Below are 26,877 nucleotides of genomic sequence, written 5' to 3' on the forward strand. Positions count from 1 at the left end.
AGATAGAGTGACGCCATGGATCAAAAGCTGCGCGCCGCCGCCGAAGCCGCCCCCGGCTTCATGCCGCCCGCCGAGGGCCTGGCCCTGTACGAGGCGGCCGAGCGCGCCGCGAAGATCGGCGACCTGCTGGAGATCGGCACGTACTGCGGCAAGTCCACGATCTACCTGGCCGCGGCCGCCGCCACCGCGGACCGGGTGGTGGTCACCGTCGACCACCACCGCGGCTCGGAGGAGCAGCAGCCGGGCTGGGAGTACCACGACCCGGAGCTGGTCGACCCCGAAGTGGGCCTGATGGACACCCTGCCCACCATGCGCCGCACCCTGCACAAGGCCGAGGTCGAGGATCGGGTGGTCGCGATCGTCGGCCGTTCCCCGGTCGTGGCGCGGCTCTGGAACACCCCGGTCGGCCTGGTCTTCATCGACGGCGGCCACACCGACGAACACGCGGGGGGCGACTACGAGGGCTGGGCCCACCACGTGGCGCCGGGCGGCGTGCTGGTCATCCACGACGTGTTCCCGGACCCGGCGGACGGCGGTCAGGCGCCGTATCGCGTCTATCTGCGGGCGTTGGAGTCGGGCGACTTCGTCGAGGAGTCGGTGACCGGGTCGCTCAGGGTGCTGCGACGGGTTTAGGCGCTATGCGTCTTTAGGTCCTATCCGACTTTAGGCGCGCTATGCATCGAGAGCGGCGAGCTTGCCCTCCAGCACCGCCCGCTCCCGCTCGTTCCCACACAGCTTGATGGCGCGTTCCAGCTCCGTGCGCGCCTCCGCGAAGCGCTCCAACCGGATCAACAGTTCGCCGCGCACGCTGGACAACAGATACGAGTTCGCCAGCGGACCTTGCAACTCGTCCACGAGCGCCAGTGCGGCGGCGGGTCCGCGCGCCATCGAGACCGCGACCGCGCGGTTGAGCTCCACGACCGGGGACGGGGTCAGGCGGCCGAGGGCGTCGTAGAGGGTGACGATCCGTTCCCAGTCCGTGTCCTGGACCGACGTCGCGACCGCGTGGCATTCGGCGATCATCGCCTGCAAGCCGTACGCCCCCACGCCGCGCTCGCCGCGGCGGGCCTGAGCCAGCGCCGCGCGGCCGCGCCGGATCGCGGCGTGGTCCCACAGGCGGCGGTCCTGGTCGGCCAACAGGACCGGCTCGCCGTCCGGGGCGACACGGGCCGGGAAGCGGGCGGCCGTCAGCTCCAGCAGGGCCAGCAGGCCGTGGGTCTCCGGTTCGTCCGGCACCAGGCGGGTCAGCATGCGGGCGAAGCGTTGCGCCTCGCCGGCCAGGTCCTGACGGATCAGGGCGTCGCCGGCACTGGCTGAGGAGCCCTCGGTGAAGATCAGGTAGACCACGGTCAGGACCGAGCCCAGCCGCTCGGCACGCTCTTCCGGCGGCGGGACCTCGAACGGGACGCCGGCCGCGGCCAGCGCCTTCTTCGCGCGGGTGATGCGGGCCTGCACGGTCGCGGTCGGCACCAGGAACGCGCGGGCGATCTCGTCGCTGGTCAGGCCGCCCACCACGCGCAGCGTCAGGGCCACCCGGGCTTCGCGGGACAGGACCGGATGACAGGAGACGAACATCAGGGCCAGCAGGTCGTCGTCGATCTGGTCCGGGTCCCACAACACCTCACCGCCATCGCGCGCCGGATCGTTCGGCGCGCCGCCGGTGGCCACACCACCCTCGCCCAGCTCCTGAGCCAGGGCCGCGTACTTGCGGTCCTGGACGGCGTGCCGACGGAAGTGGTCGATCGCGCGGCGGCGGCCGACGGTGAGCAGCCAGCCGGCCGGTTGGCGCGGGACGCCCTCGCGCGGCCAGGTGACCAGCGCCTCGGCGAGGGCTTCCTGCGCCACGTCCTCGGCCAGCGCGAAGTCGCCGGTGTAACGGGCCAGCGCGCCGACGATGCGGGCGGACTCTATGTGCCAGACCGCGGCCACGGCGGCACGGCCGGCGGGTTCCGGCGCGGCAGGTTCGGTCACGACCGGCTCCGGTTGACGTGACCAGCCCGGTTCGCACGCGAGCCCCGCCCCGCGTGCGAACCCGAGCCCGATCCCGGCCCCACCATCGCGCTCAGAGCTGCCCGGTGGCCTCGCGCCACGCCCGCTCCTTCTTGATCCACTCGTTGTCCTGCGGCATCTCCTCGATCGAGGTCACCCGCCGGATCTCGGCCTTGAACCCGGGCCCGGTGATCGGGGAGCGCTTGGCCCACTCCACGGCCTCCTCCTTCGAGGCCACGTTGAGGATGTAGAAGCCGTTGAACAGCTCCTTGGTCTCCCCGTAGGGGCCGTCGGTGACGATCGGCGGCTCGGCGGAGTAGTCGACGACCACGCCGTCGTCCGGCTCGGCCAGCCCCTCGGCGGCCAGCAGGACGCCGGCGCGGATCAGCTCGTCGTTGAACTGCCCGACGGTCTCGATCATCTTGCCGAAGTCGGTCTGGCCCATCGACGCCAGCGCCGTGTCGTCGGCGCGGAAGATCAGCATGTACTTCATGGTCGGTCTCCTAGCGATTCCTCCGGGCCCCGTCCGGGCCCGTTCACCCATAGGTCGAACGGGGACCGCGGCGGATCGACACGCCTGCGGCAGCAGATTCAGTCCTGCACGTTGTACTGGTCGTGTTCCAGGAAGAACGCCTGACCCATCGTGTTCTGCAACCCGTCCACCAACCCGCGGAAGTAGTTCTCACGCGGCGCGCCGGGGGCGAACATCAGCAGCATTGAGGCCGGCTCGCCGGACTCGTTGCGGAACGCGTGCAGCCCGCCGGGCGGGACGAACAGGTAGTCGCCGGGCGTCGCCTCCACCCACTTCTCACCGTTGAACAGGCGCACCGCGCCCTTCAGGATGAAGAACGCCTCGCTCATCGTCTTGTGGAAATGAGTACCCGGACCACTCGGTGCGGCGGCGAAGTCCCAACGGTAGAGCCCGTACAAGCCGTCGGAGCTGTCCGAGGTGGACAGCAGGCTGCAAGTGCCGCCGGAGGCGAAGGCGATCTCCGGCTCGGCGTCGGCCGGGCGGAACGTGGCGCTAACATCGCCGGTGTCGGCGAAGTAGCGCGGGTCGGGATAGGACATAGACGCAACCCTTCCTGAGTACTTCGGCGGATGTGATCATTACCCCGCTTCCGTAGTCTGTCCGAAGTCGGAATCACAGTCGACCCGGGCGATCTTGTGGGGGATACAGATCATGACCGACAAGTCTCAACCCGGCCGCCTGGTCGGCGGCCGGTACCGTCTGGTCGACCGATTGGGTGCCGGAGGCATGGGCCGCGTGTGGCGGGCCCACGACCAGACGCTGGGCATCGACGTGGCGATCAAAGAGGTGTCGCTGCCGTTCATGTTGTCCGACGAGCAGCTGGCCGAGCGGCTGCGGCGGGCCGAGCGCGAGGCCCGCAACACCGCGCGGCTGCGGGATCAGCCGGGCATCGTGACCGTGCACGACGTGGTGATCGACGACGACGCGCCGTGGATCGTGATGCAGCTGGTCTCCGGCATGTCGCTGGACGAGCACCTGCGCGAGCACGGCCCGCTGAGCGTGGCGAACACCGCGAAGGTGGCCGACACGATGCTGCGCGCCCTGGACGCCGCGCACGCCGCCGGGATCGTGCACCGCGACGTGAAGCCGGCGAACGTGCTGCTGGCCGAGGACGGCCGGGTGCTGCTCACCGACTTCGGCATCGCCCACTACGAGAACGACACCTCGCTGACGATGACCGGCGCGGTCGTCGGCTCGGCGGAGTACCTGGCGCCGGAGCGGGCGCGCGCCCAGGAGGCCGGTCCGTCCTCGGACCTGTTCTCCCTGGGCGTCACGCTCTACCAGGCGGTGGAGGGCGTCTCGCCGTTCCGCCGCGACTCCCCCACCGCCACGATGACCGCGGTGTTGTTCGACCAGCCGGCACCGCCGAAGAACGCCGAGCGGCTGACGGCGCTGCTGGCCGGGCTGCTGGCGAAGGACCCGGCGCAGCGGCCGTCGGTGCAGGCCGCGCTGGCGATGGTGAACGGGACCGCGCCCACCGGTGCGGGCCCGGCGGTCACCATCGCGTCCATCCCGACCCCGCCCATGCCGTTCGTCCCGCCGACGCGCGCGCTGACGAACCAGCCAAATGCGCAGGGCTCGCCGCCCTACCCGACGAGTTCGACGCCGTATCTGGCCAATCCGACGCTGAGCCCGCCGCCGCGCAACGGGAACGGCAACGGCAACGGCCTGAAGATCGGCCTCGGCGTGCTGGCGGTGGTGGCGGTCAGCGCGCTGGCGACGTTCGGCGTCACCCAGCTGATGCACTCCAACTCGCCGCAGGCCGGGCCGGGCACGTCGTCGTCCTCGGGCGCCGGCCCGGCCACCGCGACGACGCCGACCTCCCAGGCTGCGTCCGGGAACGTGCCGAACAGCGACGGTTCGCAGAGCCCGACGACGTCCGTGACGACGAGCAGCGGGCCGCCGAGCCCGGCCGGCGGGGGCAAGGCCGGCTGCTCCCAGGCCCTGGCGGACGTGAACGCCTTCAACAAGTCGAACCCGGCCGGCACCGGCAACAAGGACATCGAGATCCAGGCCGACCACGACCTGGCGACCAAGCTCAACGCCGACGCGGCCACGGCCACCGACCCGGCGGTGCAGACCGCGATCCAGAACCTGGCGGAGAGCTGGGACACGTTCGCGACGGACTACTCCAACGGCGACACCGCGGGGATGAGCCAGACGATTCCGCAGACCACCAAGGACTTCACCCTGATGAACACGGCTTGCAACAGCTGAAACGGCGATCGCGGCCCGGTCTTCAACCGGGTCGCGCGGGGGTTCTCAGACCGCCACGCACTCCGCGACCGAGCACGCCACCAGCATCCCCTCAGGCAGACCGTCGCCGCCGAACACCGCGACCGTCGCCTTCTCCTCGGCGAGCGCGGCCAGCGCCAGCAATAGCGCGCCCGCGGTCCAGGCCGTCTTCTCCCGCGGCCAGATCGCGGGCCGGTGCCCCTCGTCGTCCGCCTCGTAGACCCGGCCGGTCCAGTACATCCCGTCGGCGTCGTCCCGCAGGTGCTGGATGTCCCGCAACAAAATCCGCGCCCGCTCGGCATCCCCGATCGCCCACAGCGCCAGCGCCAGTTCGCACGTCTCGCCGCCGGTGACCCACGGGTTCGTCGAGACGCACCGCACCCCCAGGTCGCGGACCACGAAGGCGTCCCAGCCCGCTGCGATCCGCCGCTCGGCCGCCTGGCCGCGCAGCGCCGTCCCGAGCACCGGGTAGTACCAGTCCATCGAGTACGTGCCCTTATCCGCGAACCGCTCCGGGTGCGCGGCCAGCGCGTGCCCCAGGCGGCCGCAGGCCAGCTCCCAGTCCGGCCGCCCGCTCCCGACCCGCTCGGCGATCGCCAGCGCGCAGCGCAGCGCCTGGTACATCGACGAGCAGCCGGTCAGCAGCGCCTCGTCGGCTTCGCGTCCCTGCTCGTCCCGGCACCACACGATCTCGCCGCCCGGGCTCTGAAGGCTCAGCACGAAGTCCATCGCGCGCCGCACCGGCGGCCACATCTCGGCCAGGAAGTCCTCGTCACCGGTGGCCAGCCAGTGGTGCCAGACGCCGACCGCGAGATAGGCGCTGAAGTTGGTCTCGCACAGCCGGTTGGTCGGCTCGCTCACCCCGGCCGGCGCGTCGGCGTAGGCGGCGTACCAGGAACCGTCAGAGTTCTGTGACGCCGCCAGCCACCGGTAGGCCGCCAGCGCGCGGTCCGGCAGCGCGGCAACGTCCAGCGCCATCGCCGCCTCGATGTGGTCCCAGGGGTCCAGATGGCCGCCGTGGAACCACGGGATCGCGCCGTCCGGCCGCTGGAGCGCGGCTATCCCCGCGACTGTGGTCCGGACCTGCTCGGCGCTCAGAACGCCTTCGCAGGCCAGCAGTTCCGCCGCGGCGGCGAGTTCTCCGGACTCCGTTACGGGCCCGAACGTCATGCGGCCGGCTTCGTGGCATAGACGACCAGGCTCTTGCCCAGCACCGGGTTCAGCAGCGCCTCGCTGGCGCGGGTGAGGGCCGGGGCCTTGATGATGTCCCACTCCAGGAGCTTCTTGTACGCCTTCACCGGGGCGTTCTCGTTGTCGACCCCCACCGCGCACTTCAGCCACCAGTACGGCGCGTGCAGCGCGTGCGCGTGGTGCAGTTCCCGTGGCACCACACCGGCCTGGCGCAGCTTGTCGACCATCTCGCGCCGCTTGTAGACCCGGATGTGGCCGCCCTCGACCTCGTGGTAGGCATCGGACAGGGCCCAGCAGACCTTCTCCGGGAACCAGCGCGGCACCGTCACCGCCAGCCGCCCGCCGGGTTTGAGCACCCGCACCAGCTCGGCCATCGCCAGCCGGTCGTCGGGCAGGTGCTCCAGCACCTCGGCGGCGACGATCGCGTCGAAGGTGCCGTCGGCGAACGGCAGCCCGTAGGCGGTGCCGCGCACCGCGATCGCGCCGGCGCCGGCCGGCACCTCCCCGGCCAGCCGCATCGCGGCGAACCACTTGGTCACCTCGGCGACCTCGTCCTGGCTGTAGTCCAGGGCGACCACGTCAGCGCCCTGACGCAGCAGCGCGAAGGCGTGCCGGCCGAAGCCGCAGCCCATGTCCAGGACCTTCTCGCCCTTGTTGATCGGGAACTTCTCGAAGTCCACGGTGAGCACGTCAGACCCCTGCCTTTCGTCCGCGACGGAGCCTGTCGGCGGCCATCCGGTCCCAGTCGATCGGATCCCGGCCGGCTGTGAGGAGCGCGCGGTAGCGCTCGGCGGTGGCGATCGCCGCGGCGCGCCACGTGAACCGTTCCAGAACACGTTCCCGTGCCGCCGCGCCCAACCGGGCCCGCAGATCCGCGTCCCCCAGTACCCGGGTCAAGGCGGTGGCAAGCGCCGACGGGTCGCCCGGCGGCACCGCGAGGGTGGTCCGGCCGTCCTGGCCCGCCACCTCGGGGATCGCCCCGCCGGTGGTGGACACCAGCGCGGCACCGCAGGACATGGCCTCGACCGCGGGCAGCGAGAAGCCCTCATAGAGCGAGGGCACACAGGCCGCCTCGGCCGAGCGGATCAGGTCGACGAGTTCGGCGTCGGATATCCCGTGCACGAACCGCACCGAGCCGGTCAGCCCCAGGCGCTCGATCGCCTTGGCGACGACGCCGTCCTGCTTGGCCTTGCCGACCACCACCAGATGCGCCTGCTCGTTCTCGACCCGCACCTTCGCCAGCGCCTCCACCAACGGCAGCAGGCCCTTCAGCGGCACGTCCGCACTGGCCGTGGTGACGATCCGCCCCGGGACCTTGGCCACCGACGGATCCGGCGAGAAGGTGTCGGTGTCGGCCCCGATCGGGATCGTGGTGATCCGCCGCCGCGGCACGCCGAGGTATTCGCCGATCTCCACGGCCGACGAGGACGAGACGGTGATGATCTCCGGCAGCCGCCGCGCGACGCGGGTCTGCATCCTGGTGAAGGCGTACCAGCGGCGCACCGACGCGCGCTTGCCCCGGCCCGGCGCGGCGGCCAGCTCCAGCTCGCGGTCCACCTGGATCGGGTGGTGGATGGTCGCCAGCGTCGGGAAGCCCAGGCGCGGCATGCCGAGCAGCCCGTAGCCCAGGCTCTGGTTGTCGTGGACCACGTCGAACTCACCCCGGCGGCCCTGAAGGTGGCGCAGCGCACGCAGCGAGAAGGTCAGCGGCTCGGGGAATCCGGCGGTCCACATCGTCCCGACCTCCAGCATGTCCACCCAGTCGCGGTACTCCTCGCGCTTGGGGGTGCGGAACGGGTCGGGCTGGCGGTACAGGTCCAGGCTGGCTATCTCGGTGAGCTTGACGCCGGGCTCGGGGTCCAGCACCGGATACGGCTGGCCGGCCAGCACTTCGACGGTGTGGCCCAGGCGGGCGAGTTCACGGGAGAGGTGCCGGACGTAGACGCCTTGGCCGCCGCAGAAGGGATTGCCCTTGTATGCGAGCAAGGCTATGCGTAGTCGGCCATCATCCATGCTCCATCACCTCGCTCCGTAAGTCCGTGTCCCGCCTTCACGGCTTAGACGGCGTCACGAGCGGGTCAACGGAGCATAATCCGTGGCGCTAATCTAGAACAAGTTCCTACTCCGCCCGCGCCGCAGGTGGCAGAGTTGGGACGTGACACAGTTCACAGACGGTTCACATCCGGCTACCAGGACGGAAACGGTCTGTGTCCGCGCCAGAGCCCAGCCGGGAACGAACACTTGAGGACCCAGAGGTTGAGGAACGCCCATGACGGTTGACGCGTCGGCCCCGACCGGCACCCCCGCTTCGGCACCGTCCCCGGTTCCGGCCCTGACGGAGCGCCAGGAAGCCCGCCGCCAGCGCATCCTGCGCGCCACCCAACAGCTGGCGGCCCGCGGCGGCTTCGACGCGGTCCAGATGCGCGAGGTGGCCGAGCTCTCGGAGGTGGCACTGGGCACCCTCTACCGCTACTTCCCCTCCAAGATCCACCTCTTGGTGGCCACCATGCAGGACCAACTGGAGCAACTGCACGACCAGCTCCGCCGCAAGCCCCCGATCAGCACCGACCCGGGCGAGCGCGTCGCCGAGACACTGATGCGCACCTTCAAGGCCCTCCAGCGCGAACCACACCTGGCCGAGGCCATGATGCGCGCCCTGACCTTCGCCGACCGCTCCGTCTCCGCCGAAGTGGACTCGGTCAACCGCCTGATCACCGACGTCATCGGCGACGCCATCCACGCCGGCCGACAGCTGACCCGGGCGGAACTGGCGGCGGTGCGGGTCGTGACGCACACGTGGCACTCGACGCTGATCACCTGGCTGTCGGGGCGGGCCTCGATTTCGCAGGTAAAGGCGGATATCGACACGGCTTGCACGCTGGTTTCGCAGGCGGCGGGAGCGGAGTAGGGGCGCTTAGGGCAAGCCGCCGCCGTCGGGCGAGGAGGCTTCCGGCCCCACCGCCGCGCGGGGAGAAAAGCCCTTGCGCCGAAAACCGGCCGTCACCCGTCGCAACCCCCTGTCACCATCGGTGGCCCAAGGAGGTGACGACATGGGAGCCCGCGTATCCCACATGGGCGACTGGCTCTACGAGCTCCACGAAGTCCGGCGCGAGTGGCTGGCGGTACAGGCGTGCACGGAGCCCGCCGACCGGGACGAGGCCGAGTTCGGGATCGCGCTGGCGTACGAGTGCGCCGGCCTGACCCAGCCGCGCACCGTGGTCTGGGTGCCGGATCCGGCACTCGGCGCGATCGTGGCCGGCGTGCTGGCGACCCGCGCGGGGCGGGCTGCGGTGCGGGCTTCGGACAAGGTGTGGGTCCAGGCACGGCACAGCGCCAGGCGCGCGGCGTCGTTGATGTACTCCAACCGGGCCTGGCAGCGTGCCTCCGAGGCCGTACGGTTCCCCGACAACGAGCGCGTCGACGGTGCCATCCGCTCGGCGGCCCTCGGCCTGGCCTTCACCACCCGCGACGCCAAGACCCCGGAGATCGACGCCGGTGTCCCGCAGTCGGCGGGGCGGACGCAGCGCGCGCAGGTCGAGGCGTCCATGGCGACGTGGGGCCGGCCCGCGTTCTGGGACCACACCGCCTTCGGCCACCGCCGCGAGGGGCTGCGGATCGCGATGGAGGCGATCAGCGCCTCGGAAGCCCAGATCACCGACCGCCCCCGGCTGCCGCTCCACAGCCAGGCCCGCACCACCCTGGCCTGGGCCCGCAACCAGCGCGACCACCTCCAGGAACTGGCCCTGCACGACGCCCTGTCCCGGCTCCACAGCCGCGACTCGCTGCGCGCGGTCGAGGGCCTGGTCATGGCGGCCCGCACGGCCGGCTGGTGGTGGCCGTTCCAGGGCGTGGCAGTGGTCTGCGACCGGCCGTCGATCCGCGCACTGGACCGCGAGGGCCGCCTGCACGCGGAGAACGGCCCGGCGCTGGCGTACCGGGACGGCTTCAGCGCGTACTTCTGGCACGGACGCATCGTCCCGCAGTGGGTGGTGCGGGAACCGACCGTCGCGCGCATCGCGGCCGAACCGAACGTCGAGGTCCGCCGCTGCGCGATCGAGGCTGCGGCGGCAGCGGGAGCTGGACACCTCGCGGCCGGATGCCGAGGAGCTGGCGGCGCAGGCCGCGGTCAAGGCCGCCCGGACTCGGGTGCGGTACGTGCGGGACTGACGGATTCGCTAAGGCTGACGGGCGGCGTCCAGGTGCCGCCCCAATCAGCATCCCGCGCGGCGCGGTACGTATCCCCCTGCCGCTTGGAGACGAGCGCCTGCGCGATCGTGCTGTCCGGCTGGCACAGCTGCATCATCACCAGACCCTTGCGGATCTGCGGGTGCCGCAGGATGCGGGCCGGCGCCGCCGGCGCGAGCGGCTCGCGGGTCGCCACGACGTATGCGAACTTCTCGTCCTCGTGCCCGAGATCGGCGCCCTTGAGGCGCCGGTGCAGGGGTGTGCGGTGGATGCGCGAGGCGAAGTGGCACCAGTCGCGGGTGCCGAGCAGCGGGCAGGTTTGGGAGTGGGGGCAGGGGGCGGCGATGTGCAGGCCCATGTCGGTGAGTACGTCGCGCGCCGCCATGATCCGCTGGTAGCCGTCGGGGGTGCCGGGTTCGATCACCGCGATCGTCTCGCCGGCTGCCGCTGACGCCCGGACCAGTGCCTCCTGCGCCTCGGGGGCCAGCTCGCTCAGGACATACGACACGGTCACCAGGTCGGCGGCTGGGATCTCAGCGGGGAAGCGCACCTGGCGCCAGTCCGTGTGCCGCAGCGCGCCCGAGAACGCGTCGCGCGCCAGCCGCCGACCCAGGTCGAGCGCTTCGGGCACCTGGTCGAGGACGGTGATGTCGTTGAGCGTGTCACCGAATACGCCGGCCGCCGCCCACGCCGCCGCACCAGTCCCGCCGCCGACGTCCACGAGAGTCTGCGGCGCCAAGCCCGGCAGGCGCGCGGCGGTCGCACTGAGGGCCGCACGCACCGCACTCCATGTGGCGGGCATCCGGTATGCGGCATACGCGGCGGCGTCGACGGCACCGGACAGGATCGGGCGATCGGCGCGCCCGGGGGTCCGGTAGCGGGCGATCAGGCGGTCGACGGAGGCCTCCAACTCGCGCAACGAGAGGTCGGCGGTGGCGGCTTCGAGGGACGCGGCGAGGTCGGCGGGGAGGTCCATGGCGCGACCATCCTGCCATGTGGAAGGCCCTGCTATGCGGAAGGCGGTGCCAGGCGCTAACCCAACGCCAACCGCCACTCCTGCTCAACCAAATGATGCCCCCAGATCTGCACCGCCTCCTGCTGCACGATCTCGAACCCCACCGCCCGATAGATCCGGTGCGCGGCGCTGAGTCCGTCCACCGTGTACAGCACCACCCGCCGGTACCCGGCCTTGCGCGCGAACGCCACGCACTCCTCGACCAGCCGCCAGCCCACCCCCAACCCCCGCGCCGAGGGCTCGACCAACAGAATCCTGAGTTGCGCCGTGTCGACGCCGTCGTCCGTCGGCCGGCGCACCAGCGCGACGCAGCCGACGCGCCGTCCCAGCGCCTCGGCGATCCAGAACGCCTCGCGCTCCGGGTCGTGCGAACGCGCGTAGTCGGCGACGATCTGGGCGACGTCGGCCTCGAAGCTCTCGTCGAAGTCGCGCTCGGCCGCGTACAGGGCCCCGTGGCGCTCCACGGCCCAGCCGTAGTCACCGGGCCGCGGCGCACGGAGCGTCACGCCCGCGCCGGTTCCGGCGCCAGCTCCGACGCCGGCACCCACCCCGGTACCCACGCCTGCGCCGACGGCAGCGCCAATACCCGTGCCGGTACCGGTGCCAGTACCGGCGGAACCCGGGTCCTGCGCAGCAGCCCCTTCAAGCTGCAACAACGCCCCTATCTGGCCCATGGCCTCGACCAGCCGCGCCCGCTCCCCGGCCCCCAACCGCGACAGCCAAGCCGCGACCTGCTCACTCGACCGCTCATCGAGCCCTGAGAAAACCCCGGCCCCACGCTCCGTCAGCGCGACAGTCCCCTTACGCGCGTCCTCGGGGGCCCGCCCCCGGACCACCAGTCCCTCGTTGTCGAACCGCGCCAGGATCCGGCTCAGGTACCCGGGATCGAGCCCGAGGTCCTCCCGTATCCGGGCGACGCTCGAACCGTCCGGCCCGGCGTGCGCGATCTCGAACAGGACGCGGACCTCGGTGAGTGTGTACGAGCTCTGAAGCAGTCCCTCTTCGAGGACGCCGATGACCTTCGTATAGCCGCGATTGAACGAACGCACGGCAGCCACAGCGGGCGCGAGATCCACCATGCGCCCACGGTAGGCCAATATCCTTGACTGAGTCAATGACTCAGTCAAGGATTTGGTCAGCCGAAGAGGTCGGCCAAAGTGAGCCAGCCAAAGGATCACGGGCCGGCGAAGCCTCAATCCGCGGGAGGGAAAACCGCGATCCCACTCCCCTCCTCCACGATCGCGATGGCCTCCACCGGACAGTTCTCCGCGGCATCCAGCACCTCGTCCGAAACCCCCAGCACCGCGTGCCGCGGACAAGACTGCCGAGCCGCGTCCAGCTCGAACCCCTCAGGCGCGCGCAGCACGCACCCCCCGGACCCGATGCACAGGTCCGTATCGACCGTCACCCGCCACTTGGTCTCCGTCACCGCTCAAAACCCTTCCGGCGTATAGCCGTTCGGCAGATGCATCGTCTTCGTCTCCAGGTATGCCCGCAGCCCCTCGGGCCCGAACTCGCGCCCGATCCCGGACTGCTTGAAGCCGCCGAACGGCGAGTTGAACTCCATCCCGAACGTGTTGACCCCGTAGTTCCCGGTCCGCACCCGACGCGCCACGTCCAGTCCGTGTTCCACGTCCGCCGACCACACCGAGCCCGACAGCCCGTAGTCCGAGTCGTTGGCGATCCGGATCGCGTCCGCCTCGTCCGTGTACGGGATCATCGCCACCACCGGACCGAAGATCTCCTCCTGCGCGATCACCATCCGGTTGTCGACGTCCGCGAACAGCGTCGGCTCGACGAACCAACCCTTCGGCAGACCCGCCGGCCGTCCGCCGCCGACGACCACCCGTGCGCCCTCACCCACACCCTTGGCGATGTAGGACTCCACGCGGTCCCGCTGTCGCTGCGCGACCAACGGCCCGATCTGTGTCTCCGGATCGAGCGGATCGCCGGTCTTCAGACCCCTGACAGCCTCGGCCATCGCCTCGACCGTCTCGGCGTACCGGTCACGCTGCACCAGCACCCGCGTCTGCGCGACGCAGGCCTGCCCGTTGTTCATATACGAGTTCGGCAACAGTCCCGGGATCGCAGTACCCAGATCCGCGTCCGGCAGGATGATCGCCGCCGACTTGCCGCCGAGTTCCAGCGTCACCCGCGTCAGGTTCGGTGTGGCGGCCGCCAGGACGGCCTTGCCGCCGGCCGTGGAGCCGGTGAAGGCGATCTTGTCCAGCCCCGGATGCGCGGCCAGGTAGGCGCTGTTCTCGCGGCCCGCCGGGACGATGTTCAGCACGCCTTCCGGCAGCCCGGCCTCCAAAGCCATGTCCGCCAACAGGTACGAGTCCAACGCGGTCTCCGGCGACGGCTTCACCACCACCGCGCAGCCGGCCACCAGCGCCGGGGCGATCTTGCTCACCGTGATGAACTGCGGCACGTTCCAGGCCACGATCCCGGCCGCCACGCCCACCGGTTCGCTGCGCACCAGCGTCGGCCCGAGCAACCCCTGCCGCAGTTCCTCCCACGGGTAGTCCGCGGCCATGTTCAGGAAGTAGTCCCAAATCATGATCGGCGCCCACACCTGGGCCAGGATCGACCACGAGTACGGCGATCCGGTCTCGGAGCTGATCAGCTTCGCCAGCTCCTCCGAGCGGGCCTCGTACCGGTCCCGCAGCCGGCGCAGGATCTCCACCCGCTCGGCCACGCTCATCCGCGGCCACGGGCCGTCGTCGAAGGCGTGGCGGGCCGCGGCGACCGCGCGGTCCATGTCCGCCGGGGCGGCCTCGGGGGTGCGGCCGAAGACCTCCTCGGTGACCGGCGAGATCATCTCCAGCTTCGCGTCGGTGGCCGGGTCGACATAGGAGCCGCCGATGAACAGTTTCGCGTGCTCGGTCACGGTGCCCATTGCCGAGTGCCTCTCGTGATTGCCTCTCGTGATGCTGACTGGCCGTCAGAAGGCGGCCCGTTAGAACAGATACCAGTTCCCACGGGCAAGCTCAATGACCGTCTGGCCGGGGCTGGCGGGAGTGAACCTTTCGCCTTGCTAACTAGCCATGAGAACGTGTTCCCATCACCGTTGAGCGAAGGAGCACCGCATGCAGGACGCCGCGCCCGGTACTACTCGGCCCCCCGGCGAAGAGCTCCCCGGCGTCTGGTCGATCCGCGTCCCCTTCCCCGACAACCCGCTCGGCTACACGCTCGTCTACGCCCTGGAGACGACCGCGGGCGGCCCCGTCCTCATCGACGCCGGGTGGGACGATCCCGGCTCGCTGGCGGCGCTGGAGCAAGGGCTGGAGGCCATCGGCACCTCGATCTCCGACGTGCACGGCGTGCTCGTCACCCACCACCATCCCGACCACCACGGGCTGGCCGGGCGTATCCGGGAACTGAGCGGGTGCTGGGTGGCGCTGCACGAGGCCGACGCGAAGGTCGTCGACCTGGTCCGGACCGCCGAGCGCGAGCCGTGGACCAAGCGCTACAAGGCGTTGCTGGAACTGTGCGGGGCGCCCGCCGACGCGATCGCGAACGCCGCGGCGGCGATCCCGTCCGGGGCCAAGCCGGCGGTGCCAGACGTGCTGATCGAGGACGGCGCCTTGATGGACGTCCCAGGACGCACGCTGCGCGCCGTCTGGACCCCCGGCCACTCCCCCGGCCACACCTGCTTCCACTTGGAGGACAGCGGGGCGCTGCTGACCGGAGACCATGTGCTGCCGGGCATCACGCCGGTGGTGACCGTCTATGACGACCACGTGGTCGGCACCTCCGACCCGCTGGGCGACTTCCTGGCGTCGTTGCAGAAGGTCTCACGTCTGAAGACCACGCGGGCGCTGCCGGCGCACCGGGCGCCCTTCGACGACGTCGCCGGGCGGGCCGCGGAGATCACCGAGCACCACGTCCGGCGGCTGGCGCAGATCGAGGGGCAGCTGGCCGTGGGGCCCAAGACGCTGTGGAGCATCACCGAGGGCATGGAGTGGAACAAGGGCTGGGAGCGGCTGGACACCTTCGCGCGGCATCTGGCGCTCGGCGAGGCCGGGTCGCATCTGCGGCACCTGGCGTTGACCGGGCGGGTGCGGTTGTCCTCGACCGAGCCGATCGAGTTCTCGCTCGCTTGATCGGGGCTGCGACAGGCTGACGACAGGCTGACGGGAGCCGACGGTTCAGGCCATGAACCGTCGGCGTACGCTGATGAACCATGCCGGTCCAGAACTCGCACTGCTCCTACTGCGGCACCGCCTACGCCCCCGGGGCCACGTGGCCGCGCACCTGTGCGCACTGTGGTGAAACCACCTGGCGCAACCCGACGCCGGTGGCGCTGGTGATGATGCCGATCATCGGGACGGACGGCCGGACCGGGCTGCTGACGGTGCGCCGCGGCATCGAGCCGCAACTGGGCGAGATCGGGCTGCCCGGGGGCTTCATCGAGGAGGGCGAGAGCTGGCAGCAGGCGGCCGTGCGCGAGCTGCGGGAGGAGACCGGGCTGGACGCGGACGTGGCCGAGGTGGAGCTCGCGGACGTGCTGAGCGCGCCGCGTTTCGTGATCCTCATCTTCGGCCGGGTCAAGCCGCGGCCGATCGAGGATCTGGCCGGGCTCACGCCCGAGCGCGTGCACGCGCTGTCCGAGGGCGAGACCCAGGAGTTGGTCGTGATCGACCACGCGCAACCGCTCTGTTTCCCGCTCCACACGGAGATGAGCGATCGTTTCTTCGCCGGTCTGGGATGAGAATTTCGCCAGGCCTCCGAAACACCTCTGAAAACCCCGGACACCCCCGACACCCCCGGCCACCTCTGCGGGAACGGTCGGGGAACGCCACTGGAACCCCGCGTGGCCGGGTGGATCTGTCCGCCACGAGAGTGACGACACGTCGCCCACCATGTCCTTTCACCTATCGTCACGGCCGTGGTAGTGCTACCGTGACGCTCGGTCGCACTGGGCAGTCGGTTCATGAAGCACATCGGGACTCACTCCAAGCTCGACCGGTATCGGTGCAACAAGCACTGGTACCCATCCACTGGTCCCGCTCACAGCGGGAGTGATTTCCGAGGTAGAACGCAGCATGGCAACTGGCACGGTCAAGTGGTTCAACGGCGAGAAGGGCTACGGCTTCATCGCGCAGGACGGCGGCGGTCCGGACGTCTTCGTCCACTTCTCGGCCATCGAGGGCTCGGGTTACCGGAACCTCGAGGAGAACCAGCCGGTCGAGTTCGAGATCACCCAGGGCCCGAAGGGCCCGCAGGCGGAGAAGGTCCGGGCGCTCGCCCAGTAACCCGACCCGAAAACCTCTCACACGGAGAAGCCCTCGCGACACGTCGCGGGGGCTTCTCCGGCGTCCGGAGCCAGCTTTGGACGCCGATTCCAACAACGCAAGATCACGAGGCCTGAAACAGACCTGGCCGGCCGTCACCATGGCGCGCCAGAGGGCACCGTAGGACGACCGACCATGGATCCAGCCGCGGCTCGCACTACGCCGAGCGTGGCGGCCTCTGACGGCCGCGCACGAACGCCGCCGCCGGCTCCTGATCGGCCAGGCTGCGCTTCAGACTCACCAAGCGCCGCCGGCACTCCGCCCGCCGCATACGAACGCCGCCTCCGACTCGCCCCAAGCACCGCCGGCTACTCCGCGAGTCGCCTACCCCGCGCGCCGCCTACTCGCCGCCTACTCGGCGAACCCCGCCGGCAGCTCCCGGTCAGTCGGGCCGTCGTACCAGTCCGGCCCCTGCATTTGCAGCGACAGCGGCTGCACCATGTCGGAGTTCTCCGAGGCGCGCCAGCCCTTCTCGCGCGTCGACTCCTCGATCGAGTGGGCGCACAGGGACAGGGTGCGGGCGGTGATGAACATCGCCTTCATCTCCAGCGGGGAGTAGCCGGCGTCCAGGCCGATGCAGCCCATCGCGCCGGGGCCGTTGATCCACAGGCGGCGGCCGAAGACTTCCTCGGTGGCGTCCTCCATGGCGCGGGCGATGGCGACGTAGGTGCCGCTGATGCCCCACTTGTCGCTGAGCTCCAGCAGGCGCACGGTGCGCGGGTCGCGGATGTGCTGCGCGTGGTGGTAGCCGGGCATGTTCTCGCGGCGGGCGCGCATCTCCTTGACGGTGAGCGCGGCGGCCTGCTCCATCGGGATGCCCTCGGCGGCGGCGCGCTGCTCGACGCCGATGTACATGTTCGCCGGGCGGTCCGCGGTGCCGTGCAGGCGGCCGATCGCCGCGACGCCGGCCGAGACCGCGCCGTTGAGTTCGGCGCCGCCGGAGGTGGCGAAGCGGACGGTGGCCGAGGACGGGGACATCGCGTGCTCGGCCAGCGAGACCATCATGGCGTTGGTGATCTTCGCCTGCGCCTCGGTCGGCAGCTCGCCCTTGAGGACCAGGAACAGCATCTGGCCGAAGTCCAGGTTGCCGGTGAGCTCGTTGACGTCGTAGCCGCGGACCACGATCCGGTCGCGGTTCTTCCACGCGATGTTGGACTTCCAGTGGAAGGGGGTCTTCTCAGTGGCGTCGGCCATATCAGTGCTTTCCGTTCTTCAGTCGTTCTGGGCTGTGTCGTTCTGGGAAATAACGGGAGTCGGGGTCGAGCACGTCGCGCAGCAGCGCCAGGTGCTCCGCGGAGGGGGTGGCGACCACGTCGAGGTGGTCGGCGATCCGGGGCGTGAAGCCGGTGTTGGCCAGCACGTCCTCGACGGTCGCGCCGGGCATCAGGGCACTGACGGTGAGCTCGCCCTCGGTGTCGTCGCCCTCCAGCACGCACAGGTCGGTGACCACCTTCACCCACACCGGGTTCAGCCCGGCCCGGCGGCGGGCGCCGGGGCCGTCCAGGAAGCCCGGGGAGGTGATGTAGTCGCAGCGCTCCGGGAAGCGGCGCTTCTCGTGGCTGGTGAGCACCACGATCGTGGCGCAGTGCGAGGCGATGTCGTTGGCGCCGCCGCTGCCGGGCAGCCGCACCCGGCCCGAGCCGCGCTGGATCCAGGTGGAGTTGATGTTCGCGCGGGCGTCGATCTGCGCCCCGCCCAGGAAGCCGGTGGCGACCAGGCCGCGCTGCACGAAGCCGCCGAGCGATTCGATCAGCGAGCCCAGCTTGGACGGCGCGTGCATGATCCGCGGGTCCACCACGGACAGCGGCGTCGGCACCACTTTGGGGAACACGACCCCTGATTCGATCAGCAGCCGGGCATGCGGGGCGTGCGTGCGCTGCGCCACCAGACCGGCCAGCAACGGCAGTCCGGTGCCGGCGATCACGCAGTCGCCGTCGGCGATCTGCCGGGCGCCCTCGAACACCAGCAGCTCGCGCGGCAGGGCACTGATAGCGGGTTCGGTCACGGTCACAGCAGGCTCCGCATCTGCTCGGCCATCGCGGTCCGCGCCGACCCGCCGGGATCGGTCGCGGCCAGGTAGGCGTCGAAATCGGCGTGCGCCGCGACGTTCTCGGCCAGGAAGGCCCGCGGCCCCTCGTCCCCGGCCTTGGCGCTCTTCTGGTAGCCGTCGATCTCGGATTCGTAGTAGTCGTACTTGCGATAGACGCTGGTCGGCCAGGCGCCCCAGGGCTGCTCCACGACCGCGCTGATGTAGGCCCCTGAGATGGTGACCCGCTCCGGCTGGTCGTCGAACGCGCCGGCCGGCAGCACCTGCTCCACCGAGACGATGACGTGCCGCGAGGCCCGGACCATGTCCACCTCGTGGCTGGTCACCCCGTCGATGACCACGTTGCCGTCGGTGTCGGCGGCGTTGGCGTGGATCAGCGAGACGTCGGGGGTGCAGGCGCGCACCAGCACCACCGGCTCGCCGCTCCAGTGGTCGGCGATGACCACCGCGTCGTCCTCGGCCACGAGCCGTTCGAGCACCGAGGAACCCAGCAGCGAGCGCACCGGCATGAACGGCAGGCCCATCGCACCGGCCAGGAACCGGGAGGCCATCGACAGATGCGAGTAGTCGCGCACCTCGATGCGGTTCGCCTCCACGGCCCGGCGCCAGCTGAACAGCGTGCCGAACTTCTCCAGGTTGCCGCTGCCCTGTTCGGTGCGGACCACCAGGCCCGCGGCGACCAGGTGGTCCAGCGGCAGCGACAGGTTGCAGCCGACGACCGTCAGCTCGCCGATGTCCTGCCGCACCACCTCGTGCACCAGCGCCATCGGGCAGCGGTTGATGTTCTGGCCGCCCAGGCCCAGCACCGCGCCGGGCTCGACGAAGGCCTGCACCGCTTCAGCGGCGGACATGACCCTGGCCTGGCCCAGCGGATTCAGTAGCTGATGCACGCCGACCGCCATTCGGTGTAGAAGTCCCAGACCTCCGGCGAGCACTCCGGCGCGCCGTACTGCGACTGCTTGGCGCCCATGTGCGGCAGGTGCGCGTAGGCGCCGACGCCGGGCCGGTTGACGTGGAGCATGCCGGCCTCGAAGCGTTCCAGCGCCTCGAAGATGTGGGCCGGGTTCTGCGTGAAGATGGTGCCGGACATGCCGTATTTCACCGAGTTCGAGATGCGCATCGCGTCGTCGAAGCCGTCGCAGTCGATGACCGACAACACCGGGCCGAAGATCTCCTCCTGCGCGATCTCGCAGTCCCAGGGGACGTCGCGCAGCACGGTCGGCTGGACGTAGTAGCCGTCCGGGACACCGTCGGTGAACCGGTGCCCGCCGACCGCCACCTTCGCCCCGGCCTCCTGGGCCTTGACGACGGCGTCCAGGCAGGCGTCCATCCGGTCCTCGTTGACCACCGGGCAGACCTCGGCGGCCGGGTCGAAGGGGCTGCCCACCTTCAGGGCGCCCGCCTTCGCGACCACCTTCTCCAGCAACGCCTCCTTGACCCGCACGTCGACCACGACCCGCGAGGTCGCCGAACACCGTTGCCCGGCCTGGCCGAACGCGCCGAACACGATCGCGGCCGCCGCCTTGTCCAGATCGGCGTCCGGGAGCACCAGCACCGCGTTCTTGCCGCCGAGTTCCAGCTGCGTCTTCATCAGCCGCCCGGCACCGGCCTGGTGGATCGCGCGGCCGACCGGCAGCGAGCCGGTGAAGGAGATCCCCGCCACCCGCTCGTCGTCGGTCAGCGCCTCGCCGGGTTCGCGGTCGCCCTGCACCAGGTTCAGCACCCCGGCCGGGACCCCGGCGTCGGCGAAGGCCTGCACCAGCAGCGCCGCCGAATAGGGGGTGAACGGCGACGGCTTCAGCACGCTGGTGCATCCGGCGACCAGCGCCGGCGCCACCTTCCAGATCGGGATGGTCAGCGGGAAGTTCCACGGCGTGATCAGCCCGACCACGCCGATCGGGCGGCGGAAGGTCATCGCGACGGTGCGCGGTTCCTCGGCCGGTGTGGTGTAACCGTTGAGCCGCCGGCCCTCGCCGGCTGTGAAGTCCAGGATCGCCATCCCGCGCCGCACTTCGCCGAGCGCCTCCTGGTACAGCTTGCCCTGCTCCCGGCTGATCGCCCGGGCGAACTCGTCCTCGCGCTCGCCGAGGATCCTCTCTGCTCGGCGTACGAACTCCGCGCGCTTGATCGGCCCGAGCTCGCGCCAGGCCGGCAGCGCGGCCTCGGCGGCGTCCACGGCGGCGGTGGCGTCGGCGGCCGTGGAGTCGGCGAAGCGGCCGAGCACGTCGGAGGTGTCGGCGGGGCTCACGTTCGCCCGCGTGCCGCCGGCCGCGGCCGGGCCCCAGGCACCGCCGACGAAGTTGCCGAGGAGTCCGGGGCGGACAGGGAGATGATCAACCATGGTTCCTACCTTGGGATAAGCGCGGGCATCCGCCAAGACCGCTCTTCAGCATGGAGTGGATAGCGGCTCGCTATGTGCGGCCCGCGCATCGAAACACAGGTTTGAAGGACTGGATGAACACTCCGTGAACCGGAGGGTGACTCGGAGCCCGGGCCTGCGGCGAGGGCTTCGGCTATGGCGGCCATAGCCGGTATGGCGGTTGGCGGCCCTTCCTGCGGCAGGAACACTCCGGAGCACGGAATGCCACCTGCCGCACGATGTCCGAACACGAATGTTCACCAGGCGATCGCCTGTCAGTCACTCGCACCCGCGAAGGTACGGCTCCGAGTCACGACATACCCGGAGATATTCACCTAGAAGGGCACCCCCATGTCGCAAGTACTGACCCGCCGCCTCGGCGCCGTGTTCGCCGTCGGCGGGCTGGCACTGACCGGGCTGACGGCTTGTTCCTCCTCCAAGTCCGCCACCGGCGCCGCCGGCGGCTCCGCCACCACGGCGGCCGCCGCGTCCTCCACCCCCTGCCCGGCCCTCGGCGCCGCCGCCCCGACCGCCGCGCCCAAGGCCGACGGCTCCGGCGGCCAGGTGACCATCTACAGCGCCGACGGTCTGTACGACAGCAAGGACGACAACAACTGGTATTAGGTCAAGCTCATGCCCCTGACCTGCTGATATGCCCTGTAGGACAATTCAGGTTTCCGCCCCCTCCGAGCGCGGCCGAGGTGGCGCTCATGTGTGCTATCACAATGAGGGTTCTGATAGGCGCAGGCCTATCGTTGATCACAAAATGGCACGGCCCCCGGCGCGCGCCACGGTTGGGGGGAAGGTACGCGCCGGGGGCCGGTCTAGTCCTCTACAGCTCCAGACTCGGGGGGCTCACGCTCGTCCGGCGGAGCGGGCCGCCGCATGATGGGGTGGCAGCCGTCCCCGTTGCACACCTTGCACGTGTGGGGCCGCTCAAGCGTTGTCCACTCCCCGCGAATCTTCGCGCGGTACTCCGCCAGCACCAGCCCATTGACACACGTGAACGGCTTGTGCAGTCCGCCGTCTGGTCCGCTGTAGAGGTTGCTCACCTTCTTAGTGTGGACCAGGACCGTCGCAATCAGTGCGCTGTCCGTTGACGATCATGACGCCAGAGCCGCCACACTTGCAGCTCTGCCCGGTGGACTGGTTGTTGTTCGCCTTGTTCTCCGGGTCCTTGGGGTCTGGCTTGGCCATGTCCTGTCTCCTCTCAGGGTGCTGGGGTGAGGTTTCCGAGGCCCGCGCTCGCGCCTCGGGGGCTGTAGGGGTACCAGGCCAGATAGGCAGCCTCATAGGCGCTGCGAAGGCCCGCGCCCTTGACGCAGTATCCGGGCTTGACGACCGGCACGCCCCAGTCATTGAGCTTGCAGTGCAGGCAATTTCGGTTCCGGCAGTGCGCCATCAGAGCGTCGTAGAGGCCGCGCGCTTCCCTGCGCAGTTCCTCGGCCAGTTCCTCGACTGTGACCGGCCTGGCGTGGGTTGCTATAGCCATCGCGTACCTGCCGCGCTCGCAGTCGTGACGGCCTTGATGCGGAGCCCCCGACCGACATCGCAGCTCTGATACTTGGACGGGCAGGCGTGGCAGCGCTCGCAGTGCCGCTCGTACGCCTGTTTCGCTTCCCACCAAAGATCAATGAGATCGAGCTCTGATGCCTCCGCCGCCTCTGCCGGCGGGGCGTCCGCATGGGTGTTCATCTGGTCGTCTTCCGTAGATGATGTTCGAGGGCTGCTTCACCCAGAATGGACCCGCGAGCTAGCCTCAGAGAGCCCCCGGCACTTAACGGAACGGAAGTTAGATGGTCGCGCCACGTGAACTCGACCCCTCGACGCCCGAAGGCATGTTCGGGTTCGAGGTCCGTCGCCTGCGCGAGCAGCGCGGATGGACGCAGGAGCAGCTAGGTCAGCATGCATACTGCACGGGGGCGCAGATCAGCCAGACCGAGACGGCATCCCGGATCCCATCGCCCCACTTCGCCAAAGCGCTGGACGATGCACTAGACGCGAATGGCCTGCTTATTCGACTGCACGGGCTGATCAAACAGGATCCTTACCCTGTATGGGCTCGGCCGTTCCTGGAGTTGGAGGCCCGCGCGATCGAGATCCGCACGTATGAGAACCAGCTCGTTCCCGGGCTGCATCAGACCGAGGAGTATGCGCGGGCGCTGATCCGCGCGGGCCGTCCCCTCGATTCAGACGAGTCCGTTGACGCGCTGGTGGCCGCTCGCCTCGAACGGCAGTCCTTACTCATGTCCGACACCCCGCCTGTGCTCTGGCACATCCTCGACGAGGCGGTACTACGTCGTCCCGTAGGAACGCCCGAGACGATGCGCGCGCAGTTCGCGAAACTGATCGAGGTTGGGAACCGGCCCAACGTCATCATCCAGGTGCTGCCATTCAACGCCGGGGTCCACGCAGCGATGGGGAGCACGCTCACGATCATGACGACGCGGGACACCGAGATGGTTGCCTACATCGAGTCGATGAGCACTGGCCACCTAATTGCGCTCGCCGATGAGGTCCGGGCGTATAGCCTGGCGTACGATCTCGTTAGTGCCGAAGCGTTGCCGCAGGCCGCATCGGTGGCAATGATCACCTCGGCGATGGAAGGTCTCTCATGAGCGAACACGAATACGAAACCGCGTCGCTGGTGTGGCGCAAGTCCTCCTACAGCAACGGGCAGGGCGGTCAGTGCGTTGAGACCGCCGTGCTCCCCGATGGCGGACGCCTGGTCCGCAACAGCAAGAAGCCGGACGGCCCGGCTGTGCAGTTCACCGCCGGAGAGTGGTCGGCGTTCATCTCTGGCCTGAAGGCCGGGGAAGATCTGTAGGCCCGAGAAGTAAGCCCCCTACCTCGCGATGAGGTAGGGGGCTTACTTGTCTCAGCCTCCGGCGCCCCCGGCGTCTCCCAGGTTGTAGGCGTGCTTGGGTGGGGTGAGCTGGGGCGGTGCGGCCACGACCGGGAACGGCATCGCCCACAGGGTCGCCCATGCCTTCATCGCGCCCGTGCTGGTCGAGCCGACCCGGACCGAGAGCACGTCGCCTTGTGCGCAGCGGACCGGGCCGCTGATGTTCGGGATGTCGTCGGGCGGTAGGAGGACCTGTGCGAGCGGGTCCCAGCCCTCTGGCTCCTGGTGGATGTTGTAGCTCCACACGAAGTCGAGTCCGCCGGTCTCGAAGACGTAGGCGAAGCCGCCCACCAGGTACAGGCCAGGGACCTTACACGTCAGGGTGCCGTCCGCGTTCAGGGTCCAGCCCTGCGGCGGCCCGGCCCCGTCCGCGAGCGCCAGCGGTACGGCGGTCCCCTCGCTGCGCGCGGGGATACGCGCCTCCCCCGAGGTCCAGAACCCCGCGCCTAGAACCGTGTCGATGCGCTCGGCGAGCGCCTGTGTCTGGTCGGGTGCGCGCGGGGCGTCGCCCGGCTCGGGGTAGGGCAGGCCCAGGTACGTGGTCTGCTTCGTCATGTTGCCTTCTCCAATCGGACGAGGATGCACGTCACGGCCGGGGCGACCAGGACGAGCACGAGGTCACCGGGGGCCGGTGCCAGGTCGGCGGGAATGCGAGCCCTGAGCTTGGCGCTCCCTGGCCGGCCTACGAGTTCTGCGACGCCCGCCGAGGCCGCGGTGACGGTCGCCAGGGTGTAGCGAGCGCCGCCGGACAGGTCTCTGCGTTCGTTGAGGATCTGGGCGACCGTGGGCATCTCAGGAACCTCCGTCGTCGTTGTCCGGCGGGGTGGTCGAGATGGCCACCTCCATGGAGTCCGAGGCCAGCAGCGGCAGCGTCAGGGCTTGGATTCGGCCGGTCCAGGGGTTGCCGCCGGTCACGACCTGCGCGACGTCGCCCAGTTCAAGGGAGGGGTCCGGCACGGCTTTGATGGTCTCGGCGCGGGACAGGCCGCTGTAGCGGCGGAGCATGGCCGCTGCGGTGTCGGCGCACTGCTGATCGGTGGTGAGCAGGTCCGAGGCGTAGTAGCGGACGCGGCGGCCGAACGGCCCGTCTACGCGGATCGGTGAGGTCGGATCGGTGATCTCTGCGGTGCCGGACGGCCCGGCGGCCGACTCGTCCTCAGGGGCCTTGCCCGTCACGGTCACGGCGTTGAACAGCCGCTCGCGGGTCCCGGAGCGGTTGCGGTCGGTCAGGGTGCCGGAGTAGCCGCCTTGCAGCCGCACGACCGGCGGGGTGTCGGCTACGGCCGGGTAGGGCGGGAGCGCGGCCAGGCGGCCGTCATCGTCTACGACGATGCGCACGCCCCAGGCCCGCGCGAGGTCGGCGAGGTTCTTGGTCCGGTCCCGGTCCCACACGGTCGCGGTGTTGATCGGGGCGTCCGCCACGTCCGGGTGGATCCAGACCGGCAGGATGCCGTCCGCCTGGCGGATCAGCTCGCTGCCGTAGGTGGCGCCGGACGGCGGGGAGTCCGGGAAGTCCTGCCGGTTGTCCGCGATCAGCTGCATGAGGTCTACGCCGGTCACGCTCACCGTCTGGTCCGAGTCGTTCAGCTCCCACTGATCGATGAGGTACCAGCCCTGATTCAGAACCTCGGTGGTCCCGGTGGGGTTGAGGATGCCCGCCCAGATGTTGAGCCGCTGGCCGTAGAAGGCGAGGGGGTGCGCCGGGTCGTCGCGCGGGTCCCAGCGGGTCCCGTCCATGTCCACCAGCGGCACGGTGAGGGAGAGCTGACGGCGCAGCGTCGCCGTGTCGTCGAACGTCACGGACCCCGCGACCACGGGCACGCGGGAGGCCAGCAGCTTCCCGCCGCGCCAGGAGTCCACTCGCAGCGCGACGCCGTGGGAGGCGGTCAGGGCGTAGCGCCAGGCCGCAGAGGTCTGCCTCATGGTGACTCTCCGCGCCCGCCGGCCTCACTGTGTGCTGATACCGGCCGCCACTCGCTGACGTCCTGCCACGTCGGCATATCGGCAGCGAGCGCCGCCCAGGTCGGCCAGTGCGCGGCCACGTCGCGCCACGTTGTCGAGCCCTGCCGCGCGGTGGCCGGGATCGGGGCGACCTCTTGCACATCGGCCTGCACGGCCATGACCCAGTTCGAGCCGTCACCGGGGTAGGCCCGGGTCTCCGAGACGTCGCCCACCGAGGCATAGACCGTGCGCAGGCTGGACGCGGGCTGAGTGCGCAGCAGCACCAGCCGCGTGAGCAGCACCGCCGTCAGGGCGTCCAGCGCCTCCCTGGTGCCCGTTCGCAGCACCCAGGTTCCCGAGGGCCACAGATGAGCGTCCGAGAGCGCCACGGGGTCCGGGCGGCCCGCCACGGCCAGGTAGGCGACGCGGGCCGAGCGCTTGCGGGTGTCCCAGGACACGACCGTGACCGGCACACACACCCCGGTCACGGTCGAGGTCAGCCAGCAGCCGCGCGTGCCGGACAGCATGACCGCGTTGGACTCGACGTGATCCACGGTGCCGTTCTTGCGCGTCACGTCCAGGACGTAGGTCACCGGGACGCCGAGCGGGCATTCGTGGTCTTCCACGCTGTTGCCGTTCGGGAAAGCGTCGGTGGCGTAGATGACCGTGGAGAGGGTCGGCTCGGCGTTCGGGGCGCTGCGGGTGATGGTCCAGGACGCCACCGTGTCCGGGGACCCGATCCACACGTCGAGCACGACCATCGGGCAGTCGGCGGCCGGGGGCACGTAGCCGGTGGCGTAGATCGTGGCCGGTCCCACGTCCACCGTGACGGCCGTGCTCGCGGTCTCGCTCGAACGGTCCGCATCGGCCCACGTCTCGATCTTGGCCGGAAGATCAGCCCACGTCGGATTGTCGGCGGCGAGCGCCGTCCACGTGGCGTACTTGACCGGGCAAGCGGCCGTGGCGGTCGCGGTGTAGGTGTGGTGGCCCGGGTCGCTGTACTCGTGCCGGATCGTGCCGGTCCCGTTGGTCAGCGGCACCGTCAGGATGCTGGTCCCGTCGCCGGGGTCCAGCGTGGCCGTGGCTGCTTTGCCGTTGGTCACGGTGAACGTGGCCGTGGCGCGCGGATCAGAGCTGACCTCGACGGACAGCGCGAGGCGGGGCGTGGGCCAGGGTGCCAT

29 protein-coding genes and 1 pseudogene are annotated in these 26,877 nt (G+C 70.2%); 10 read left to right on the forward strand and 20 right to left on the reverse strand.

Translation table 11 applies throughout. From position 1 onward, the window contains the following. The first annotated feature begins 15 nt into the window (after positions 1–15). Complete coding sequence (locus tag IZR01_RS03995) at positions 16–633, forward strand: class I SAM-dependent methyltransferase (RefSeq protein WP_194892454.1); 618 nt, start codon at positions 16–18, stop codon at positions 631–633. Positions 634–672: 39 nt separating this feature from the next. Here IZR01_RS03995 and IZR01_RS04000 read toward each other — a convergent pair whose 3' ends face one another. From IZR01_RS04000 to IZR01_RS04010, 3 genes are all read right to left on the reverse strand, one after another. Beyond that, complete coding sequence (locus IZR01_RS04000) at positions 673–1,971, reverse strand: RNA polymerase sigma factor (RefSeq protein ID WP_194922921.1); 1,299 nt, start codon at positions 1,969–1,971, stop codon at positions 673–675. A 91-nt stretch (positions 1,972–2,062) separates the two neighbouring features. Beyond that, on the reverse strand, positions 2,063–2,482 hold the full coding sequence (locus tag IZR01_RS04005) for a YciI family protein (protein WP_194892456.1): 420 nt from the start codon (positions 2,480–2,482) through the stop codon (positions 2,063–2,065). Between the two features lie 98 nt (positions 2,483–2,580). Then, entirely contained in the window at positions 2,581–3,060 is a 480-nt protein-coding gene (locus IZR01_RS04010; RefSeq protein WP_194892457.1) for a cupin domain-containing protein, read from the reverse strand. Between the two features lie 112 nt (positions 3,061–3,172). Between IZR01_RS04010 and IZR01_RS04015 the strand changes: the two genes are divergently transcribed. Further along, positions 3,173–4,738 (forward strand): serine/threonine-protein kinase, encoded by a 1,566-nt coding sequence (locus IZR01_RS04015; RefSeq protein ID WP_194922922.1) that lies wholly within the window; start codon positions 3,173–3,175, stop codon positions 4,736–4,738. A gap of 45 nt (positions 4,739–4,783) precedes the next feature. On the opposite strand, the gene IZR01_RS04020 is transcribed toward IZR01_RS04015, so the two are convergent. The 3 genes from IZR01_RS04020 to IZR01_RS04030 are packed head-to-tail and all read right to left on the reverse strand — an operon-like array spanning position 4,784 to position 7,960. Further along, positions 4,784–5,926, reverse strand: a complete 1,143-nt coding sequence (locus IZR01_RS04020) for a prenyltransferase/squalene oxidase repeat-containing protein (protein ID WP_228558900.1) — start codon at positions 5,924–5,926, stop codon at positions 4,784–4,786. Beyond that, complete coding sequence (locus tag IZR01_RS04025; protein WP_194922923.1) at positions 5,923–6,636, reverse strand: class I SAM-dependent methyltransferase; 714 nt, start codon at positions 6,634–6,636, stop codon at positions 5,923–5,925. The genes IZR01_RS04020 and IZR01_RS04025 overlap by 4 nt, the downstream gene beginning before the upstream one ends. A 1-nt stretch (position 6,637) precedes the next feature. Then, positions 6,638–7,960, reverse strand: coding sequence for a glycosyltransferase family 4 protein (locus tag IZR01_RS04030; protein WP_194892460.1), 1,323 nt, complete (start codon positions 7,958–7,960; stop codon positions 6,638–6,640). 256 nt (positions 7,961–8,216) lie between these two features. Here IZR01_RS04030 and IZR01_RS04035 point away from each other — a divergent pair, with 256 nt between their 5' ends. Next, positions 8,217–8,855: a TetR family transcriptional regulator gene (locus IZR01_RS04035; RefSeq protein WP_194892461.1), complete on the forward strand. Its 639-nt coding sequence runs from the start codon at positions 8,217–8,219 to the stop codon at positions 8,853–8,855. Positions 8,856–9,753: 898 nt separating this feature from the next. Beyond that, a pseudogene (locus tag IZR01_RS54050) lies at positions 9,754–9,945 on the forward strand (DUF6745 domain-containing protein); the annotation flags it as partial. A 128-nt stretch (positions 9,946–10,073) separates the two neighbouring features. Here the strand turns inward: IZR01_RS54050 and IZR01_RS04045 are convergent. The 4 genes from IZR01_RS04045 to IZR01_RS04060 all read right to left on the reverse strand — a co-directional run bounded on the left by IZR01_RS04045 (position 10,074) and on the right by IZR01_RS04060 (position 14,046). After that, positions 10,074–11,108 (reverse strand): small ribosomal subunit Rsm22 family protein, encoded by a 1,035-nt coding sequence (locus IZR01_RS04045; RefSeq protein WP_194922925.1) that lies wholly within the window; start codon positions 11,106–11,108, stop codon positions 10,074–10,076. Between the two features lie 56 nt (positions 11,109–11,164). Further along, positions 11,165–12,226, reverse strand: coding sequence for a bifunctional helix-turn-helix transcriptional regulator/GNAT family N-acetyltransferase (locus IZR01_RS04050; protein WP_194922926.1), 1,062 nt, complete (start codon positions 12,224–12,226; stop codon positions 11,165–11,167). 113 nt (positions 12,227–12,339) lie between these two features. Continuing rightward, positions 12,340–12,576, reverse strand: coding sequence for a ferredoxin (locus tag IZR01_RS04055; protein ID WP_194892465.1), 237 nt, complete (start codon positions 12,574–12,576; stop codon positions 12,340–12,342). A 3-nt stretch (positions 12,577–12,579) separates the two neighbouring features. Further along, on the reverse strand, positions 12,580–14,046 hold the full coding sequence (locus tag IZR01_RS04060; RefSeq protein ID WP_194892466.1) for an aldehyde dehydrogenase: 1,467 nt from the start codon (positions 14,044–14,046) through the stop codon (positions 12,580–12,582). Between the two features lie 190 nt (positions 14,047–14,236). On the opposite strand from IZR01_RS04060, the gene IZR01_RS04065 reads away from it, so the two are divergent. From IZR01_RS04065 to IZR01_RS04075, 3 genes are all read left to right on the forward strand, one after another. Further along, positions 14,237–15,253 carry an MBL fold metallo-hydrolase gene (locus IZR01_RS04065; protein WP_194922927.1) on the forward strand — a complete coding sequence of 339 codons (1,017 nt, stop codon included), beginning with the start codon at positions 14,237–14,239 and terminating at the stop codon, positions 15,251–15,253. 80 nt (positions 15,254–15,333) lie between these two features. Beyond that, entirely contained in the window at positions 15,334–15,861 is a 528-nt protein-coding gene (locus IZR01_RS04070) for an NUDIX domain-containing protein (RefSeq protein ID WP_194892468.1), read from the forward strand. A gap of 334 nt (positions 15,862–16,195) precedes the next feature. Further along, complete coding sequence (locus IZR01_RS04075; RefSeq protein ID WP_012786341.1) at positions 16,196–16,405, forward strand: cold-shock protein; 210 nt, start codon at positions 16,196–16,198, stop codon at positions 16,403–16,405. 390 nt (positions 16,406–16,795) lie between these two features. Here IZR01_RS04075 and IZR01_RS04080 read toward each other — a convergent pair whose 3' ends face one another. Genes IZR01_RS04080 through IZR01_RS04095 form a run of 4 tightly spaced genes read right to left on the reverse strand, consistent with a single transcriptional unit; the run spans position 16,796 to position 20,832 of the window. After that, positions 16,796–17,638 carry a citrate/2-methylcitrate synthase gene (locus IZR01_RS04080; RefSeq protein WP_194892469.1) on the reverse strand — a complete coding sequence of 281 codons (843 nt, stop codon included), beginning with the start codon at positions 17,636–17,638 and terminating at the stop codon, positions 16,796–16,798. Between the two features lies 1 nt (position 17,639). Next, positions 17,640–18,455, reverse strand: coding sequence for a CoA-transferase subunit beta (locus tag IZR01_RS04085; protein ID WP_323746903.1), 816 nt, complete (start codon positions 18,453–18,455; stop codon positions 17,640–17,642). Further along, positions 18,452–19,342: a CoA transferase subunit A gene (locus IZR01_RS04090; RefSeq protein ID WP_267254754.1), complete on the reverse strand. Its 891-nt coding sequence runs from the start codon at positions 19,340–19,342 to the stop codon at positions 18,452–18,454. Before IZR01_RS04090 ends, IZR01_RS04085 begins: the two co-directional genes overlap by 4 nt. 23 nt (positions 19,343–19,365) lie before the next feature. Then, complete coding sequence (locus IZR01_RS04095) at positions 19,366–20,832, reverse strand: aldehyde dehydrogenase family protein (protein WP_194922928.1); 1,467 nt, start codon at positions 20,830–20,832, stop codon at positions 19,366–19,368. Between the two features lie 369 nt (positions 20,833–21,201). Between IZR01_RS04095 and IZR01_RS04100 the strand changes: the two genes are divergently transcribed. Then, positions 21,202–21,474: a hypothetical protein gene (locus IZR01_RS04100; protein WP_194922929.1), complete on the forward strand. Its 273-nt coding sequence runs from the start codon at positions 21,202–21,204 to the stop codon at positions 21,472–21,474. A 432-nt stretch (positions 21,475–21,906) separates the two neighbouring features. Here the strand turns inward: IZR01_RS04100 and IZR01_RS04105 are convergent, their stop codons facing one another. Continuing rightward, positions 21,907–22,047, reverse strand: coding sequence for a hypothetical protein (locus IZR01_RS04105; RefSeq protein ID WP_194922930.1), 141 nt, complete (start codon positions 22,045–22,047; stop codon positions 21,907–21,909). 13 nt (positions 22,048–22,060) lie between these two features. Further along, positions 22,061–22,342 (reverse strand): hypothetical protein, encoded by a 282-nt coding sequence (locus tag IZR01_RS04110; protein ID WP_194922931.1) that lies wholly within the window; start codon positions 22,340–22,342, stop codon positions 22,061–22,063. 304 nt (positions 22,343–22,646) lie between these two features. On the opposite strand from IZR01_RS04110, the gene IZR01_RS04115 reads away from it, so the two are divergent. Both IZR01_RS04115 and IZR01_RS04120 read left to right on the forward strand, forming a co-directional pair. Then, entirely contained in the window at positions 22,647–23,468 is an 822-nt protein-coding gene (locus tag IZR01_RS04115) for a helix-turn-helix domain-containing protein (RefSeq protein WP_194922932.1), read from the forward strand. Further along, the gene (locus IZR01_RS04120) at positions 23,465–23,677 is read left to right on the forward strand and encodes a DUF397 domain-containing protein (protein WP_194922933.1); all 213 of its coding nucleotides are present in this window, start codon (positions 23,465–23,467) and stop codon (positions 23,675–23,677) included. The genes IZR01_RS04115 and IZR01_RS04120 overlap by 4 nt, the downstream gene beginning before the upstream one ends. A gap of 51 nt (positions 23,678–23,728) precedes the next feature. Here IZR01_RS04120 and IZR01_RS04125 read toward each other — a convergent pair whose 3' ends face one another. The 4 genes from IZR01_RS04125 to IZR01_RS04140 are packed head-to-tail and all read right to left on the reverse strand — an operon-like array spanning position 23,729 to position 26,877. Further along, on the reverse strand, positions 23,729–24,310 hold the full coding sequence (locus tag IZR01_RS04125; protein ID WP_194922934.1) for a hypothetical protein: 582 nt from the start codon (positions 24,308–24,310) through the stop codon (positions 23,729–23,731). Then, the gene (locus IZR01_RS04130) at positions 24,307–24,546 is read right to left on the reverse strand and encodes a hypothetical protein (protein WP_194922935.1); all 240 of its coding nucleotides are present in this window, start codon (positions 24,544–24,546) and stop codon (positions 24,307–24,309) included. Before IZR01_RS04130 ends, IZR01_RS04125 begins: the two co-directional genes overlap by 4 nt. A gap of 1 nt (position 24,547) precedes the next feature. Continuing rightward, complete coding sequence (locus IZR01_RS04135; RefSeq protein ID WP_194922936.1) at positions 24,548–25,678, reverse strand: DUF5047 domain-containing protein; 1,131 nt, start codon at positions 25,676–25,678, stop codon at positions 24,548–24,550. Continuing rightward, a complete protein-coding gene (locus tag IZR01_RS04140) occupies positions 25,675–26,877 on the reverse strand; it encodes a hypothetical protein (RefSeq protein WP_194922937.1) in 1,203 nt (400 codons plus the stop codon). Before IZR01_RS04140 ends, IZR01_RS04135 begins: the two co-directional genes overlap by 4 nt.

The sequence above is a fragment of the Catenulispora pinisilvae genome, assembly GCF_015356865.1.
Classification (GTDB): Bacteria; Actinomycetota; Actinomycetes; order Streptomycetales; family Catenulisporaceae; genus Catenulispora; species Catenulispora pinisilvae.